The organism is Kineococcus rugosus, assembly GCF_050871975.1.
Taxonomy (GTDB): Bacteria; Actinomycetota; Actinomycetes; order Actinomycetales; family Kineococcaceae; genus Kineococcus.
In genome coordinates this window covers 160,721-176,732 of the sequence record NZ_JBJLSJ010000001.1, presented here as the reverse complement: position 1 = coordinate 176,732, position 16,012 = coordinate 160,721, and the positions used below count along the sequence as shown (strand labels likewise).

Annotated in this window: 12 protein-coding genes; 11 read left to right on the top strand and 1 reads right to left on the bottom strand. The window is 78.0% G+C overall.

What is annotated here, in order from left to right; translation table 11 throughout:
• Window positions 1-8 precede the first annotated feature (8 nt).
• Genes ACRYM6_RS00870 through ACRYM6_RS00860 form a run of 3 tightly spaced genes read left to right on the top strand, consistent with a single transcriptional unit; the run spans window position 9 to window position 3,614 of the window.
• A complete protein-coding gene (locus ACRYM6_RS00870) occupies window positions 9-560 on the top strand; it encodes a hypothetical protein (protein WP_432540490.1) in 552 nt (183 codons plus the stop codon).
• Window positions 560-1,741, top strand: coding sequence for a hypothetical protein (locus tag ACRYM6_RS00865; protein WP_432540489.1), 1,182 nt, complete (start codon window positions 560-562; stop codon window positions 1,739-1,741). The genes ACRYM6_RS00870 and ACRYM6_RS00865 overlap by 1 nt, the downstream gene beginning before the upstream one ends.
• Window positions 1,742-1,760: 19 nt before the next feature.
• The gene (locus tag ACRYM6_RS00860; protein WP_432540488.1) at window positions 1,761-3,614 is read left to right on the top strand and encodes a LysM peptidoglycan-binding domain-containing protein; all 1,854 of its coding nucleotides are present in this window, start codon (window positions 1,761-1,763) and stop codon (window positions 3,612-3,614) included.
• Between the two features lie 350 nt (window positions 3,615-3,964).
• Here the strand turns inward: ACRYM6_RS00860 and ACRYM6_RS00855 are convergent, their stop codons facing one another.
• Window positions 3,965-8,479, bottom strand: coding sequence for an FtsK/SpoIIIE domain-containing protein (locus tag ACRYM6_RS00855; RefSeq protein ID WP_432540487.1), 4,515 nt, complete (start codon window positions 8,477-8,479; stop codon window positions 3,965-3,967).
• A gap of 114 nt (window positions 8,480-8,593) precedes the next feature.
• Here ACRYM6_RS00855 and ACRYM6_RS00850 point away from each other — a divergent pair, with 114 nt between their 5' ends.
• The 8 genes from ACRYM6_RS00850 (at window position 8,594) to der (ending at window position 16,004) form a co-directional block, all read left to right on the top strand.
• Window positions 8,594-9,559, top strand: a complete 966-nt coding sequence (locus ACRYM6_RS00850; RefSeq protein WP_432540486.1) for a segregation and condensation protein A — start codon at window positions 8,594-8,596, stop codon at window positions 9,557-9,559.
• A gap of 101 nt (window positions 9,560-9,660) precedes the next feature.
• Window positions 9,661-10,353, top strand: a complete 693-nt coding sequence (scpB, locus tag ACRYM6_RS00845; RefSeq protein WP_432540485.1) for an SMC-Scp complex subunit ScpB — start codon at window positions 9,661-9,663, stop codon at window positions 10,351-10,353.
• On the top strand, window positions 10,350-11,351 hold the full coding sequence (locus tag ACRYM6_RS00840; protein ID WP_432540484.1) for a pseudouridine synthase: 1,002 nt from the start codon (window positions 10,350-10,352) through the stop codon (window positions 11,349-11,351). Before scpB ends, ACRYM6_RS00840 begins: the two co-directional genes overlap by 4 nt.
• Window positions 11,352-11,386: 35 nt before the next feature.
• Window positions 11,387-11,749 (top strand): chorismate mutase, encoded by a 363-nt coding sequence (gene aroH, locus ACRYM6_RS00835; RefSeq protein WP_432540483.1) that lies wholly within the window; start codon window positions 11,387-11,389, stop codon window positions 11,747-11,749.
• An 18-nt stretch (window positions 11,750-11,767) separates the two neighbouring features.
• Window positions 11,768-12,880, top strand: coding sequence for a prephenate dehydrogenase (locus ACRYM6_RS00830; RefSeq protein WP_432540482.1), 1,113 nt, complete (start codon window positions 11,768-11,770; stop codon window positions 12,878-12,880).
• A gap of 48 nt (window positions 12,881-12,928) precedes the next feature.
• Window positions 12,929-13,717 carry a (d)CMP kinase gene (gene cmk / locus ACRYM6_RS00825; RefSeq protein WP_432540481.1) on the top strand — a complete coding sequence of 263 codons (789 nt, stop codon included), beginning with the start codon at window positions 12,929-12,931 and terminating at the stop codon, window positions 13,715-13,717.
• Window positions 13,714-14,478: a lysophospholipid acyltransferase family protein gene (locus tag ACRYM6_RS00820; RefSeq protein WP_432540480.1), complete on the top strand. Its 765-nt coding sequence runs from the start codon at window positions 13,714-13,716 to the stop codon at window positions 14,476-14,478. The genes cmk and ACRYM6_RS00820 overlap by 4 nt, the downstream gene beginning before the upstream one ends.
• On the top strand, window positions 14,475-16,004 hold the full coding sequence (der, locus tag ACRYM6_RS00815; protein WP_432540479.1) for a ribosome biogenesis GTPase Der: 1,530 nt from the start codon (window positions 14,475-14,477) through the stop codon (window positions 16,002-16,004). Before ACRYM6_RS00820 ends, der begins: the two co-directional genes overlap by 4 nt.
• The last annotated feature ends 8 nt before the right edge of the window (window positions 16,005-16,012 follow it).

Here is a 16,012-nt window from a genome sequence, read left to right as displayed (position 1 = left end):
GGAACACCGTGAAGGCAGCCTTCGTGCTGCCGCTGCTCACCCTGGCCGCGTGCTCGCGCCCGTCCGACGTCGCGCCCCCCGTCGCCGCCGCGACCCCGGCCCCGGTCACGGCGTCGGCGAGCCCCGCCCCGGCGACGGGCCTCGACGGCGACGCCGCGGTGGTCGCCTTCCGCGGGTACCTGCGCGAGCAGGCCCTCGCGGTGAACGCGGGTTCGGCCGATCCCGCGGCCGTCCCGGGGTTCACCGCCACCCTCACCCCGGCCGCTCGGTCCTGGGCGCTGCCGCTGCTGGCCGACAACCTCGGCGACCGGATGCCGGGGCCGTACCCCTCGGGCGTCCTGGAGTTCCAGCGGCCCGCCGACGACCGCGTCGAACTGCGGGTGTGCCTGCAGGACAGGGGGTGGCAGGTCGACCGCACGAGCGGGCAGCCCCTGAACGCCGAGCACCACGGCACGGCGCGGGCCGTGGTCGTGCGGGTGGACGACCGGTGGCTGGTGGACGACGTCGTCGCCGACGGCGGCGAGTGCACGGCCGCCGACGTCGTGCCGGAGCGGTTCTGATGCGCCGGCTCGGCGCGCTGCTCGGCGCGCTCGCCGTCGTGGCCGCCACCGCGGGGACCGTCCCGGCGCAGGCCGCCGAGGCCGGCGGCGCGCGGCTGCTGTCCGGTGCCGCCGGTGACGGTTTCGGCTCGGTCGGTGCGTGCAGCTACCGCACGAGCGCGACCGGCGGGTACTGGATGCGGTGCTCCGGCGGGGGAACGGCGCGCAGCTACCGCGAACTGCTCGCCGGCGCCCCGGTGCCGACGTGCTGGTTGCTGCCCCGCGGCAGCGAGGCGAACCTGACCCCGAAGGACGCGAAGCCCCCCGCGCCGCCCTCCGCCCGGCCCCTCGTCCGGTCCGCGACCCAGCCCACGCCGACGCCCGACCCCACGGGAACTCCCACGGCGACCCCCACGGGCCAGCCCACGGCACCCGTCCCGCCGACGCCCACCGCAATCCCCACCGCAACCCCCACCGCAACCCCCACCGCAACCCCCACCGCAACCCCCACCGCAACCCCCACCGAGATCCTCACCCCCACGCCCACCGAGACGGTCCCGGTCGAACCCCTCGAGACGTTCCTGGAGGCGTGCCTGACGACGTCGCCGAACCCGGTCACCCTCGCCCCCACGTACGACCTGGGTTTCACGACCCGCGAGGTCGAGTTCCGGCGCAGCGACCCGACCCGGCCGCCGTTCTGGTCCGAGCTGACCACCGGGCAGCGGGCCTACCTCGACCGGGTCGAGCGGCAGGGCAACATCGACCGGGGGACCCTGGTGACCTCCCCGTCGCGCACCCCGCGCATCGGGCAGACCGTCGCGTTCTCCGTCGTGGGGGCGGACGGCCGCCAGATCGAGGCCGGCCTGTCGCGGATGCGCGGCGTCCTGGACCACCTGGAGGTGCGGACGGGCGAACCGGGCCGCCCCTCCGTGCGGTGCACCGGGTCCGGACGGACCCTGGAGGCCGGCGCCACCGACCGCACGGGCGAGGACGTCTGCTCGTTCGCCTACCGCCAGACCTCCGCCGGGCGCAGCACCACGCGCCCCGACACCTACCCCGTCCGCGGGACCGAGCACTGGCGGATCCAGGTCAGCGCCGACGCCGGCGCCACCTGGGACGACGTGCGCGCCGTCGAACGTCCCGTCGAGCTGGACCTGCGGGTCACCGAGATCCAGACCCTCGTCGTCCCCCTCGCCCCCTGAGCACCCGGAAGGCCCCGACGTGAGCACCGCCACCCCGACCCGAACCGGCCGCCGCCCGGCGGCCCGGCTGCCCCGCGCGCCGCTGACCCCCCGTGAGCGCGCCGGGGAGGTCGTGCGCGGTCTGGCGGCCGCCGCCGTCCTGCTCGCCGTCCTGGCCGGGGTCCCGTGGGCCCTGGCGGTGCTCGTGGGGAACCCGCTGCCGGGCACGCTGCCCGAGCGCGGGTGGCTGGACGCCGAGCTGTCCGCGACCGCCGTCCTCGACGTCCTCGCGGTCGTGCTGTGGGGGGCGTGGGTGCACTTCGCCGTGTGCGTCGCGGCCGAGTTCCGCGCCTGGGCCGTCGGCGCCCGCGCCGCCGCCGTGCCGTTCGGCGGGGGCAGCCAGCTGCTCGCGCAGCGGCTGGTGGGCGCGGTGCTGCTGCTGGCCGCCGGCGCGGTGTGGGTACCGGGCACCGCGACCGTGATCGACGCGGTCGCGGTCAGCGCGTCCACGTCCGCCACCACGTCCGCCACCGCGGGCGCCACCGGCGCCGAGGCCGGCGCGGCCCGGGCGGCCGCCGCACCCGACGTGTCCTGGTCCGCGGCACCGTCCGCCGCCGACGCGGCCGCCCCCGTGGTGTACGTGGTGCAGCCCCCGCACGGGCGCCACCACGACTGCCTGTGGGACATCGCCGAGCGCACCCTCGGCGACCCGCTGCGGTACCCCGAGATCTTCGAGCTGAACCGGGACCGCGTGCAGCCCGACGGCGCCCGCCTCGTCGACGCCGACCTCGTCCGGCCCGGCTGGACGCTCCTGCTGCCGGCCGACGCGACCGGCGCCACGGCGGCCCTGCCCGCCCCGGCCGCCGCCCCGGCCCCTGCACCCGCCCCCGCACCGGCCCCCGCCCCGGCGCCGGACCAGGACGCGCCGGAGTCGCCGGGCGTCCTCGAACGCGGCGCCCTGTCCGGGGGGCTGGTCGCCGTCGGCCTGCTCGCCGCGACCCGCCGCACCCGCCGCGACCAGGTGGCCGCCCCCGCCGAGCGCGGGCTGGACGACCCCGACCGCGCGGCGTTCCTCGACCGCGCGCTGCGCCACCTCGCGGCCGCCGCCGACGCGCAGCGCGCGGTGCTGCCCGAGCTGCTCGCGGCCCGCCTCGGGGCCCGGGCCCTGCACCTGCACTTCGCCGCCGTCCCCGCGCTGCCCGCCCCGCCCCCGTTCACGGCTCGGGGGACGACCTGGACGGTGCAGCGGCAGGAGCTGGAGGCGGCCGCCCCGGTCGCCGGGCGTCCCGCGGCGCCCTACCCCGCGCTCGTCGACGTCGCCCGCGCCGGCGAGGAGGACCTGCTCGTCGACCTGGAGGCCGCACCGGGCCTGGTCGCCCTCGGCGGCGACGACGCGACCGCCCACGGGCTGGCGCTGTCGGCCGCGGCCGAGCTGGCCGTCAACGCCTGGTCCGACGGCGTGCAGGTGCACCTGGTGGGCTTCGCCGACCCGCACGCCGACCTCGCGCCCGGCCACCTGCGGGACGTGCCCGCGCTGGCCGGCCTGCTGCACGAGCTGGAGCAGGTCGCCGCCGAGCACGAGCGCACCGCCCGCGCCCTGGGCCTGGACGGCGTCCTGCTCGGCCGCCGGTCGCGGGAGGCCACCCGCCCGCGCCCGCACGTCGTGGTCCTGTCCGGCCCGCCCTCACCGGCCGACGCCGCACGGCTGGACGCGCTGGTCGCCGCCGGGCGCACGCCGTTCGCGGTGCTCGTCGTCGGTGACGTGCCCGCCGCGCGCTGGCGGTTCGGCTGCGGCGCCGACGGGTCGGTCGACCTCGGCGTCCTGGGCGTGCGCGGCCGCGCGTTCACCCTGACCGAGGCCGACTACGCGCAGCTGGGCCGGCTCGGGGACTGACCGCGGTCCCCGCCGGCCGCGTCAGCCGTCCGCGCGCGGCGCACCTGCGACCGGCCGTCCCGGACCCGCGCGACAGGACCGGCCGCGGTCGGCTCCTCGTCGACCGCCCACCGAGCCGCGACCTGCCCGGCGCCGTTCCCGGTCGCGCTCCGCCGCCGCGGCAGCCGCCGGGACGCAGCAGGACGAGGTCGCGGCCGTCGCGGGAGGCCGCGTCCACCTCCCGGCCCACTCCAGCGCCGCCCTCGGCAGCGTCACCCCGCCGACCAGGACGGCCGGCCCGGCGCGCGACGACCGCACCCGGGACGGGTCCACGACCCGACCCCGGAGCGGCCGCCCCGGGAACGCGACGGTCAGGGCAGCAGGACCTGCACGCCCTCCCCGGACCCGCCGCGCACCAGGAAGCCCCGGCCCGGTGGGCCACCGAGCACGCTGCGGGACAACCGCATCCCGAACAGGTCGCCGTCGTTGACCGACCGCGGCGTCAGCAGGATCCCCGAACGGCCCCGCTTCAGCGCCGTCACCGGCCCCCGGTACATCGCCTGCAGCTCCTCCAGGCCACCGGCCCCCACCACGAGGCACCCGGTGTCCCGCAACGAGTCGAGGTGCGCGCTCACCGCGTCGGCCAGCACGCCGTCCTGCCCCAGCAGCTCCAGGTCGTCGACCAGCAGCACCGACGGCGCGAGCCCCGCCCCGGGCGCCAGCGCCGCCGTCGCCGCCGCGACGGCCTCCCGGTCGGACTCCGTCGTCAGGCACGCCAGGACCCCGGCGCGGTCGGCGAGCCCGCGCAGCGGCGAGCGCCGGGCGGTCACCACGCCCACGCGGAACCCCCGCTCCAGCGCCTGCTCGGCCAGCGCCAGCAGCACCGTGCTGCGCCCCGACCGGCGCGGGCCGGCCACCAGCAGGCCCGGGCCGTCCTCCAGCGGGTCGAAACCCCGCAGCCCCAGCGCGTCCCCGCCGACCGCCACCTCCAGCCGGTCCGGGCCGCCCGCGGCGAACTCCGCCCGGGCCCGCGGCAGTGTCAGCCGCGTCGGCAGCACGTCGACCCGGAACGGTCGCAGCGCGGCGGGCAGGTCCCCCGCCCGGGCGCTCGCGTCCCGTCCGAGCCGTTGCAGCGCAGCGACCTGCTCGGTGCCCGCGGGGTCCTCCACGAGGAGGTGGACCTGCGTCTCGACGGGGTGCTCGGCGGTGGGGGAGGCCCGGAAACCCCGGCCGGCGGGCACGGTCGCGGGCACCTGGCGGCTCGGCAGCCCGATGGCGCCGTAGTCGCCCGGGTCGGTCAGGCGCAGGACCAGCTTGTCGTCCAGCAGCGTCGAGACGCGCCCCACCAGGCCGGTCCGGTCGACGGTCGCCACGACGCTGACGCCCATCGCGCCGCCCTCGGCGAGGACCTGCAGCCAGGCGTCGACGAGGCGGCCGCCGTCCAGCGGCTCGAAGGCGGCGACGAAACCCTCCCACCGGTCCAGCAGGACGAGCAGGTGCGGCAGCCGGTCGTCGGGGTCGGCGGCCGCGCGCTGCTCGGTCACCGAGGCGAAACCCAGGTCGGCCAGCAGCGCCTGCCGGCGCGCGATCTCCGCGCGCACCCGGTCGGTGAGCCGCGCGACCCGGTCGACCTGGTCGCGGGTGACGACGGCCCCGGTGTGCGGCAGCGCCGTCAGGGGCAGCAGGGCTCCGCTGCCGCAGTCGATCGCGTGCACGTGGACGTCGGCCGGGTGGCAGGTCGACGCGACGGCGCCGGCCAGGGCCCGCAGCACCGAGGAGCGCCCGGACCGGGAGGCGCCCACGACCCCCAGGTGCGAGCCGGAGGTCAGCGAGAACACCGCGTCGTCGCGGCGCTGGTCGGCCGGCAGGTCGACCGTGCCGAACCGCAGCCCCGGCACGGTGCCCCGCACGACCTCGCCGCCGGGCAGGACCGAGCGCTCGGGCAGCGCGGGCAGCCACGGGCTGCGCCGGGGGCCCAGGCCCAGCGAGCCCGCGGCGGTGCGTACCCCGCTCACCAGCCGGGCCAGGTCGGTCGGGCCCTCCTCGGCGTCGGGGTCCGGCGCGTCGCCGGGGTCCGCCGGGCCGGCCGCCAGCGCCAGCGCGCCGACGCGCGTGCGGGCCCCCGCCCCGGCCCGGCCCCCGACGCGGGCGGCCTGGAACGCCGTCAGCGACGACGTGCCGGACCGCGAGTACGCCCGGCCCGGGGTGGTGCGGGGGATGCGCGCCGCCTCCGGCCCGTCCAGCACGTCCTGGCTGTCCTGGACGTCGGTGACGCGCAGCGCGATCCGCAGCGCCGTGTTCGACCGGATCTCGGCGCTGACGACGCCCGCGGGCCGCTGGGTGGCCAGCAGCAGGTGCACCCCCAGCGAGCGGCCCCGCCGGGCGATGTCGACCAGGCCGGTGACGAAGTCGGGCAGCTCGGCGGCGAGCGCGGCGAACTCGTCGATGACGATGAGCAGCCGCGGCACCGCCTCCAGGTCCCCGTCGCGGTCGCGGGCCGCGGTGTAGTCCTCGACGTCCTTGGCGCCGGCGGCGGCGAGCAGGTGCTCGCGGCGGCGCAGCTCGGCGCCCAGGCTCACCAGCGCCCGGGTCGTCAGGTGCCCGTCGAGGTCGGTGACCAGGCCGACGGTGTGCGGCAGGTCCCGGCAGTCCTCGAACGCCGCCCCGCCCTTGTAGTCGACGAGCACGAACGTGAACTCGTCGGGCCGGTTCCCCACCGCGAGCGAGGCGATGATCGTCTGCAGCAGCTCCGACTTGCCCGACCCGGTGGTGCCCGCGACCAGGCCGTGCGGGCCGTCGGCGCGCAGGTCCAGCACGTGCACGCCGTCGGGGCCGTGCCCCACGGGGGCCAGCGTCGTGCGCCCGCCGGCGCCCCAGCGGCGCACCAGCTCCCCGGGCAGGGCGTCGGCGCCCAGGTCGAGGCCGAGCAGGTCCAGCAGCCGGGAGGACGTCGGCAGGTTCGCCGCGAGGTCCTCGCGGGAGGAGTCCCGCAGCGGCGCCAGGGCCCGCGCGACCCGCTCGCACCACCCCGGCGCGACCTCGTCGAGCCGGACGTCCTCGACGACCTCGGCCCCCGTCACGGTGACGGTGGCCGCCCCGCCGGCGGCGAACTCCACGACGGCCGCGCACTCCTGGGGCAGGGCGCGGACGTCGTCGTCCAGGCACAGCAGCCGCACGCCGACCGCCGGGCCGTCCTGCAGCAGGGTGATGACGCCGGGCAGCGCCCGCAGCCGGTGCGCCCCGTCGAGGACGACGAGGACGTCCGGGCCGGCCGGGGCGGCGTCGCGGTGGCGGCCGCGCACCGCCTGCCGGGCCCCGACGAGGTCGGTCAGCTCGGACACCCGCGCCGCCCAGGACGCCTCGTCGACGCCGGCGGCGACGCCCGCGCCGGGTCCGGCGTCCTCGCGGTGGGCGTGCGGGAGCCAGCGCACCCAGTCCCACCCGCGGGTGTCGGCGGCGGTGCTCAGCAGCACCACCCGCAGGTCCGCCGGGCTCGTCAGCACCGCGTGCTGGGCCAGCACCCAGCCGGCCACGGCGCCGCGCCGGCCGGCGGGACCGGCCAGGCCCAGGACCCCGGCGGTGGCCAGGTCCACCACGACGGGCACGTCGGGGGCGCTCCAGCGCAGCGGGCCCTCGTGGGCGGCGCGCGCCGGGTCGGCCAGGGTGACCTCGCTGGGCTGGTCGGCGGTCCCGAGGCGGGTCGCGAGCCGGTCGGGGTCCTCGCGGCGGCGTTCCCACAGCCGCGCCCGCGGCCCGACGGCCGTCAGCAGCACCGTCGCGGGGTCCGGGGCCGCGGCGTGCCGGGCGCGCTGCTCGGCCAGCAGCGCGGCGTGCGCGTCGGCCCGGACGGCGGCGGAGCGGGTGCGGTGCGCGGCCAGCTCCCGCCGGTACCGCCGCGACGCCTGCCGGCGGGAGGTGGTGACGTTCCCGATCGCCATCACGGGGGACAGGACGGCGAAGGCGAGCGTGTAGGGCGAGCGGGTCGCGGCGTACAGCGCCAGCGACAGCACCAGCGGCGCCAGGACGGTGAGCCACCCGATCGCCTGCTTGTCGGGGCGGGCGGGGACGGGCGGCAGGGCGAACCCGCTGGGGCGGGCCGGCGGCAGCAGCCGCGGCGGCCGGTTGACGTCGACCGTCGCGCCGCGGGGGGACGGGCCGAGCACCGCGTCGGGGGTGCTGTCCGCGGCCCGCAGCTCCAGCACGGTGCCGGGGCCGTCCTGCCCGCCGACGACGAGCTGGGCGCCGGGCGGCCACGGCTGGGACGGGGTGAGCGGGCGACGCTCGAGGCTGAGCAGGGGGCGCCCGGCGTCCGGGTCGAGGGTCTGCACGGGGTCGGCGGGGCCGGTGCGCGCGGCCCGCCGCCGCCCGCGGCGACCGGTGGGGGCGAGGGCCGGGGCGGGCACGACCAGCGGACCGGGCAGCCGTCGCCGCCGCGCGGGGGCCGGGCGCAGCGCCGCGGTCAGGGCGGTGTCGGCCTCGACGCGCACGGCGCCGTCGGCGGCGACGGTCAGCCGCACCGCCCGCGGCGGCCCGGCGCCGAGGACGACGTCGGCGGCCGGGTCGGACCCGACGTGCACGGTCCCGGTGCGCAGCCGGTGGACCCGCCCGGCGCCGGGGCCGGAGACGACGCGCAGCTCCACCACCCCGTCGGGTTCGGTGAGCACGTCGGGGACGGCGGCGCCGGTCCCCAGGACGACGCCGCTGCGGACCCGGCTGAGCCGCAGCGGCTCGGCCGGGTCGAGGGCGTCGGCCCCCAGGAACAGGGGGGCGTCCTGCACGCCGAGCGCGCGGGCCAGGTCGCCCACCGCGGCGTCCTCGCCCACCTCCACCGCGACGTCGCGCGGTGCGCGCCCGGCGGGCGGCAGCAGGGTCAGCAGGAGACGCACCCACCCATGCTGGGCGCCGCCGGGGCGCCCGGCGCCGGGCCCGGCGGCCGGACCACCCGGACGCACGCACCGACGGTGACCGGCTTCACCCGTCCGGTCGCTACCGTGGGGGCCGTGAGCGCACCGCCCCGGACCCCCGCCGCCCCCGGGCCGGACGCGCCGGCGACGACGGGCGGCGCGGCCCCGCCGGAGGACTCGGGCGGGCGGCGCGGCTTCACCGTCACCCTCCCGAACTTCACCGGCCCCTTCGACCTGCTGCTGGGCCTGATCACCAAGCACCAGCTCGACGTCACCGAGGTCGCGCTGGCCGGCGTGACCGACGAGTTCATCGCGCACATCCGCGCCGCGCAGGAGGCCGCCCGGCAGGGCGGGGCCGACTGGGACCTGGACGAGGCCAGCGAGTTCCTGCTGGTGGCCGCGACCCTGCTCGACCTCAAGGCGGCCCGGCTGCTGCCGGCGGCGGAGGTGGAGGACCCCGAGGACCTCGCCCTCCTGGAGGCGCGGGACCTGCTGTTCGCCCGGCTGCTGCAGTACCGCGCCTACAAGCAGGTCGCGCAGCTGCTGGCGGACCGCTTCGCGCAGGCCTCCCGGCGGGTGCCGCGGGCGGTGGCGGTGGAACCGCACTTCGAGAAGCTGCTGCCCGAGCTGGTGCTGCGGGTCAGCCCCGAGCAGTTCGCCGCGCTCGCCGCCCGCGCGCTGACCCCCCGGCCCGTCCCGGCCGTCGCGCTCGACCACCTGCACGCCAGCTCGGTGAGCATCCGCGAGCAGGCGCTGCTGGTGGTGGACCGCTTGCGGCGCAGCGGGACCGCGTCGTTCGCCGACCTCGTCGCCGATGCCGGGGACGGGGAGCTGGGCACGCTGGTCGTCGTGGCGCGGTTCCTGGCCGTGCTGGAGCTGTTCCGCGAGCGGCGGGTGCGGCTGGAGCAGGACGAGGCGCTGGGGGAGCTGACCGTCCGCTGGGACGGGGACGCGGCGGCCGGGCCGGACGCCGCGGCGGCCCTGCCGGCCGGGCTGGACGAGTTCGAGGGCAGTCCCGCCGGGACGGCCGGCGGGGGACGGACGGAGGGGGGCGCACCGTGAGCGACGTCGACGACGCAGACGCAGGCGCAGGCGCAGGCGCAGGCGCGGGGCGGGGGAGCGGCGCCGCGGCGCCGCCGGAGCACGACGACCCGGGCCGGCGCGTGCGCGGCGCCCTGGAGGCGGTGCTGATGGTCGCCGACGAGCCGGTGACCGCGGCGGCGCTGGCCCGGGCGACCGGTGAGCAGCCCGACGAGGTGGACCTGCTGCTGCGCGAGCTGGCCGGGGAGTACGACGAGCAGGGCCGCGGGTTCGAGCTGCGCGAGGTCGGCGGGGGGTGGCGGGTGTACTCGCGCGCCGACCACGCCGACGTCGTCGAGGCGTTCCTGCTGGACGGGCAGACCGCGAAGCTGACCCAGGCGGCGCTGGAGACGCTGGCGATCGTCGCCTACCGCCAGCCGGTCAGCCGGGCCCGCGTCTCGGCCGTGCGCGGCGTCAGCGTCGACGGCGTCATGCGCACCCTGCTGACCCGCGGGCTGGTCTGCGAGGCCGGGGTGGAGGCCACCTCCGGGGCGACGCTCTACCGCACCACGGAGGAGTTCCTGCAGCGCATGGGCCTGGACTCCCTGGAGGACCTGCCGCCGCTGGCGCCGTTCCTGCCCGACGAGGTGTCGGTGGAGGACCTGGAACCGGCCGAGGTGCTGGCCGGGTCCGCGCCCGCCGGGGCCGGGGAGGCGGCGGCCGGGGACGGACCGGTCGAGCAGGCCCCGGAGCTGAGCGACAATGGTGGGTCGGACCCGGCGCACCCGCCGTCCGACCCGCAGCAGAACCCCCAGCAGACGGAGGACCAGTCATGAGCCCGCAGGCACCCCGCGCAGGCGGCGGCCGAGGGCAGGGCCGCCCCCAGCGACCCGCGACCGGCCGCGGCCAGTCCCCGAAGAGCCAGTCCCCGAAGGGCCAGTCCCCCAAGGGGCAGGGCACCCGCGGGGGCGCGCCCAAGGGCGCGGCCAAGCCCGGTCAGCGCCGCGGCGCGGCCCAGCGGATGACGGACCGGATCGCGCCGGCGCCGCAGCCGCCCCGCCGCGGTCCCGCCCAGCCCAAGGCCCGCCCGGGCGTCGACGTGCACGACCCCGAGGGCGTGCGCCTGCAGAAGGTCCTCGCCCAGGCCGGGGCCGGGTCGCGCCGGGCGTGCGAGGAGATGATCGCCGCCGGTCGCGTCACCGTCGACGGCGAGGTCGTCACCGAGCTCGGCGTCCGCATCGACCCCGCCCGCCAGGTCGTCCACGTCGACGGCATGCGGTTCAGCATCGACGACGAGCTCGTCTACATCATGGTGAACAAGCCCAAGGGCGTCGTCTCGACCATGTACGACGAGCAGGACCGGCTGAACCTCGCCGACATGGTGGGCCCGCGCGAGCAGCGCCTGTTCCACGTCGGCCGCCTCGACCTCGACACCGAGGGGCTCATCCTGCTGACCAACGACGGGGCCCTGACGCACCGCCTGCAGCACCCGTCCTTCGGGGTGAAGAAGACGTACCTCGCCGAGGTCCGCGGCCCGGTCAAGCGCGACCTGGGCAAGAACCTGCGCGCCGGGGTGGAGCTGGAGGACGGGCCCGTCGCGGTCGACTCCTTCCGCCTCGTCGACTCCAAGCCGGGCTACGCGCTCGTCGAGGTCGTCCTGCACGAGGGCCGCAAGCACGTCGTCCGCCGCCTGCTGGAGGCCGAGGGGTACCCCGTCCTCAAGCTCGTCCGCGTCCAGATGGGCCCGATCGTGCTGGGTGACCTCAAGCCCGGCAAGAACCGGCGCCTGACCCGCGGCGAGGTCCAGCAGCTCATGGCGGTCGCGGGTCTGTGACCGGGCCGGTGGGGGCAGCCGGTACCCTTCGGCCCGTGTCGGTGCGGGCGGTTCGTGGTGCGGTGCAGGTCGACGTGGACGAGCGCGAGGAGGTGCTGGCGCGGACCCGGGAGCTCGTCTCGGAGGTCATCCGGGTCAACGACCTGACGCTCGACGACTTCATCAGCGTCATCTTCACCTCCACCGCCGACCTGAACTCCGAGTTCCCCGCCGTCGCCGCCCGTGAGCTCGGCATGGGGGACGTGCCCCTGATGTGCGCCCGCGAGCTGGAGATCACCGGGTCGATGCCCCGGGTGATCCGCCTGATGGCGCACGTGGAGACCACCCGCCCGCGCAGCGAGGTCCGGCACGTCTACCTGGGTGGTGCGCAGGCCCTGCGGCGCGACATCGCGCAGTGACCGACCGGTGATCGCGCAGTGACCCTCGACGCGGCCGCCCCGCCCCGCACCGCCGGCACCGTCCGGGTGGTCGGGACGGGGCTGCTGGGCACCTCCGCGGCCCTGGCGCTGTCCCTGCGCGGCGTCGACGTCGTGCTCACCGACCCCTCCCCGACGGCCGTGGCGATCGCCCGGGACCTGGGCGCCGGGCGCTTCGCCGCCGACGGCGACGACCCGGCGCTGGTCCTGGTGGCCTGCCCGCCGGACGTCGTCGCCGACGTCGTGGCCGACGAGCTGGACCGGTTCCCCGCCGCCGTCGTCACCGACGTCGCGAGCGTCAAGGGCGGCCCCCTGGCGGCGCTGCGGGCCATGGGGGCGGACCTGTCGCGGTACGTCGGCTCGCACCCGATGGCCGGCCGGGAGCGGTCCGGCGCGGTGGCCGCCCGGACCGACCTGTTCGCCGGCCGGCCGTGGGTCGTGGCGGCCACCGGGGACTCCCGGCCCGCTGCGGTGCAGGCGGTCCACGACCTCGCCGTCGACTGCGGGGGCGTGCCGGTGACGATGGCCGCCGACGCCCACGACGAGGCCGTCGCCCTCGTCTCGCACGCCCCGCAGGTCGCCTCCAGCCTGGTCGCGGCGAGGCTGCGCGAGGCCTCCGAACCGGCCGTCGGGCTCGCCGGGCAGGGCCTGCGCGACGTCACCCGGGTCGCCGGCAGCGACCCGGCGCTGTGGGCGCAGATCCTCGCCGGCAACGCCGGTCCCGTCGCCGACGTGCTGGAGGCGCTGCGCCGGGACCTCGACGACGTGATCGGCGCCCTGCGGGCCCTGGCCGCCGACCCCGCGGCCCCCGGGGCCCGCATCCGGCTGGCGCGGGCGATCGCCGACGGCGGCGCCGGCCGCGACCGCATCCCCGGCAAGCACGGCTCGGCCCCCGCGCTGTACACCGCGGTCGTGGTCGTCGTCCCCGACCGCCCGGGGGCGCTGGGGCGCCTGCTGACCGACGTGGGGGAGGCCGGGGTGAACCTGGAGGACCTGCGCCTGGAGCACTCCGAGGGGCAGGCCGTGGCGCTGGCCAGCATCGACGTGCTGCCCGCGGCGGCCGACCCGCTGACCGAGGCGCTGCGCGCGCGGGGCTGGACCGTCCCGGGCTGACCGGCGGCGGGTTCCCGGGGAGGGGGCCGCGTCGACTAACCTCGTCCGGTGTCCTCCACCCCCACGCCCAGCGGTCCCGTCGCGTCCCCGGACGCCACCGACGAGGTGCCCGTCGTGACCGGCGCGCTCGTCGTCGCCGTCGACGGCCCGTCCGGCAGCGGGAAGTCCAGCGTCAGCCGGGCCGTGGCGCGGGCCCTGCGGGTCGGGTTCCTGGACACCGGGGCGATGTACCGCGCCGTGACGTGGTCGGCCCTGCGGGCCGGCGTCGACCTGGACGACGCCGCGGCCGTCGCCGCGCACGTGCGCACCGTGGCCCTCGCGGTGGGCACCGACCCGGACGCCCCGACCGTCGCGGTCGTGGTCGACGGGGTGGAGACCGACCTGACCGAGGCCGTCCGCACGGCGGAGGTGACCGGGCACGTCAGCGCCGTCGCCTCCGTCCCGGCGGTGCGGCAGGACCTCGTCCTGCGCCAGCGCGCGCTCATCGAGTCCGCCTGCCTGGCCCCGGCCGCCGGGCGCGCGCCGGGCGTGGTGGCCGAGGGGCGCGACATCACGACGGTGGTGGCCCCCGAGGCGGACGTGCGCGTGCTGCTGACGGCCGAGGAGTCCGTGCGGCTGGCCCGCCGCGCCCAGCAGGACCTCGGGACGGCCGACGAGGCGGCCCTGGCCGCGACCCGCCGCGGGGTCGTGGACCGCGACCGGCTCGACTCCCGCACGACCGCGTTCACCACGGCCGCCGACGGCGTCGTGACCGTCGACTCCACCCACCTCGACTTCGAGGGCACCGTCGCGGCGGTCCTCGAGGTCGTCGCGCGCGGGCGGGGGGCGGGCGCGTGAGGCTGCGACCCAACCGCGCCCCGGCCGACGGCGGCGTGCCCGGCGCCCCGTTCGCGTGGACCCGCCTGGTCGGCAAGGTGCTCGCGCACGGCGCCTGGGACTCGACGGTGCTGGGGGCGCAGAACGTCCCGGCGACCGGCCCGGTCCTGTTCGCCGCGAACCACGCCTCGATCATGGACGGCCCGCTGCTGTACGGGGTGACGCCCCGCCCGGCGCACTTCCTGGTCAAGCGGGAGATGTTCGAGGGGCCGCCGCTGAAGCGGTTCGTCGGGTGGGCCCTGCTGCAGGCCGGCCAGATCCCGATCGACCGCAGCCGCGGCGACCGCGACGCCCTGCAGTCGGTGCTGGCGGTGCTGGCCGCCGGGGGCGCCGCCGGGGTGTTCCCCGAGGGCACCCGGGGCCGCGGGGACGCGGCCAGCGTCCGGTCGGGCATCGCCTGGATCGCCCTGCAGTCGGGGGCTCCGGTGGTGCCCGTGGCGTGCCTGGGCGCGCACCTGCCCGGCGAGCCCCGCCGGTCGGTGCCGCCGGTGCGCCGAAAGCTCACGTTCTGCTTCGGCGAGCCGTTCACGGTCGTGCGCGCCCCCGGCGTCCCGGGCCGCGTCGCCCTCGCCGAGGCCGTGGAGCAGGTCCGCGTGAAGCTCTCCGGTCACGTGCTGGAGTCCTTGCAGCGCACCGGGATCGCTCTTCCCGATGACGAAGCCGCCGACGAGCTCGGGCTCGGCGAGATGGCGTCCGACGACGTGCCAGGAGGCACCCGGTGAGTTCCACCGACGACACCCCCCAGAACACCACCCAGAACACCACCCAGGACGGCCCGCAGGACGACCCCCGGGACCCCGGTGCGGTCCCCGACGAGAACGTCGAGCAGGCGCTGCGCGTCGGCCTGCAGGAGTACGACCTGTCCGAGGAGGACGTCGCGCTCCTGGACGCCGACGGCGCCCCGGACGAGGAGGACGCCCCCACCGGCCCGCTGCCGGTGCTGGCCGTGGTCGGCCGCCCCAACGTGGGCAAGTCGACGCTCGTGAACCGCATCATCGGCCGCCGCGAGGCCGTCGTCGAGGACGTCCCCGGCGTCACCCGCGACCGCGTGGCGTACCCGGCGAACTGGGCCGGGCGCGACTTCACCCTCGTCGACACCGGCGGCTGGGAGGCCAAGGCCGAGGGGCTGAACCTGGCCGTGGCCGACCAGGCGGAGCTGGCCATCGAGCTGGCCGACGCCGTGATGTTCGTCGTCGACGGGACCGTCGGCGCGACCGCCGGGGACGAGCAGGTCGTGCGCCTGCTGCGCCGCTCCGGGCGTCCCGTCGTCCTGGTCGCGAACAAGGTCGACGGCCCCAGGCAGGAGGCCGACGCCGCCGAGCTGTGGTCCCTGGGGCTGGGGGAGCCGTTCCCCGTCTCGGCCCTGCACGGGCGCGGCACCGGGGACGCGCTCGACGCGGCCGTGAAGGTGCTGCCCGCGGTGTCCGCGGTCGGTGGCGGGCTGCTGCCCGAGGGCGGCCCGCGGCGCGTGGCCCTGCTGGGCCGGCCCAACGTCGGCAAGAGCTCGATGCTCAACCAGCTCGCCGGCTCCGAGCGCGTCGTGGTCCACCCCACGGCCGGCACGACCCGCGACCCGGTCGACGAGCTCATCGAGCTGGGCGGGCGCACCTGGCGCTTCGTCGACACCGCCGGCATCCGCCGCCGCGTGCACCTGACCAGGGGCGCGGACTTCTACGCCTCGCTGCGCACGCAGACGGCGCTGGAGAAGGCCGAGGTGGCCGTCGTGCTCGTCGACGCCAGCGTGCCGATCGCCGAGCAGGACATCCGGATCATCTCCACCGTCGTGGAGTCCGGTCGCGCGCTCGTCGTCGCCTACAACAAGTGGGACCTGACCGACGAGGAGCGCCGGCACTACCTCGAGCGCGAGATCGAGAAGGAGCTCGTCCAGATCCCGTGGGCCCCGCGGGTGAACGTGTCGGCGCAGACGGGCCGGCACATGGAGAAGCTGGTGCCGGCCATCGACCAGGCCCTGGAGTCCTGGGAGACGCGCATCCCCACCGGCCGGCTCAACGCCTTCCTCGGGCAGATCGTGGCGGCGCACCCGCACCCGGTCCGCGGCGGCAAGCAGCCCCGCATCCTGTTCGGGACGCAGGCCTCGACCCGCCCGCCGCGGTTCGTCGTCTTCGCCAGCGGCTTCCTGGAGGCCGGGTACCGCCGGTTCATCGAGCGCCGGTTGCGCGAGGAGTTCGGTTTCGTCGGCACGCCGATCGAGCTGAGCGTGCGGGTGCGGGAGAAGCGCAAGCGATGAGGTAAGGT

Bases quoted from the DNA above. Each gene is read 5' to 3' on its own strand.
- ACRYM6_RS00865 (WP_432540489.1), top strand. From the start codon at position 560: ATGCGCCGGCTCGGCGCGCTGCTCGGCGCGCTCGCCGTCGTGGCCGCC.
- ACRYM6_RS00840 (WP_432540484.1), top strand. From the start codon at position 10,350: ATGAGCCCGCAGGCACCCCGCGCAGGCGGCGGCCGAGGGCAGGGCCGC.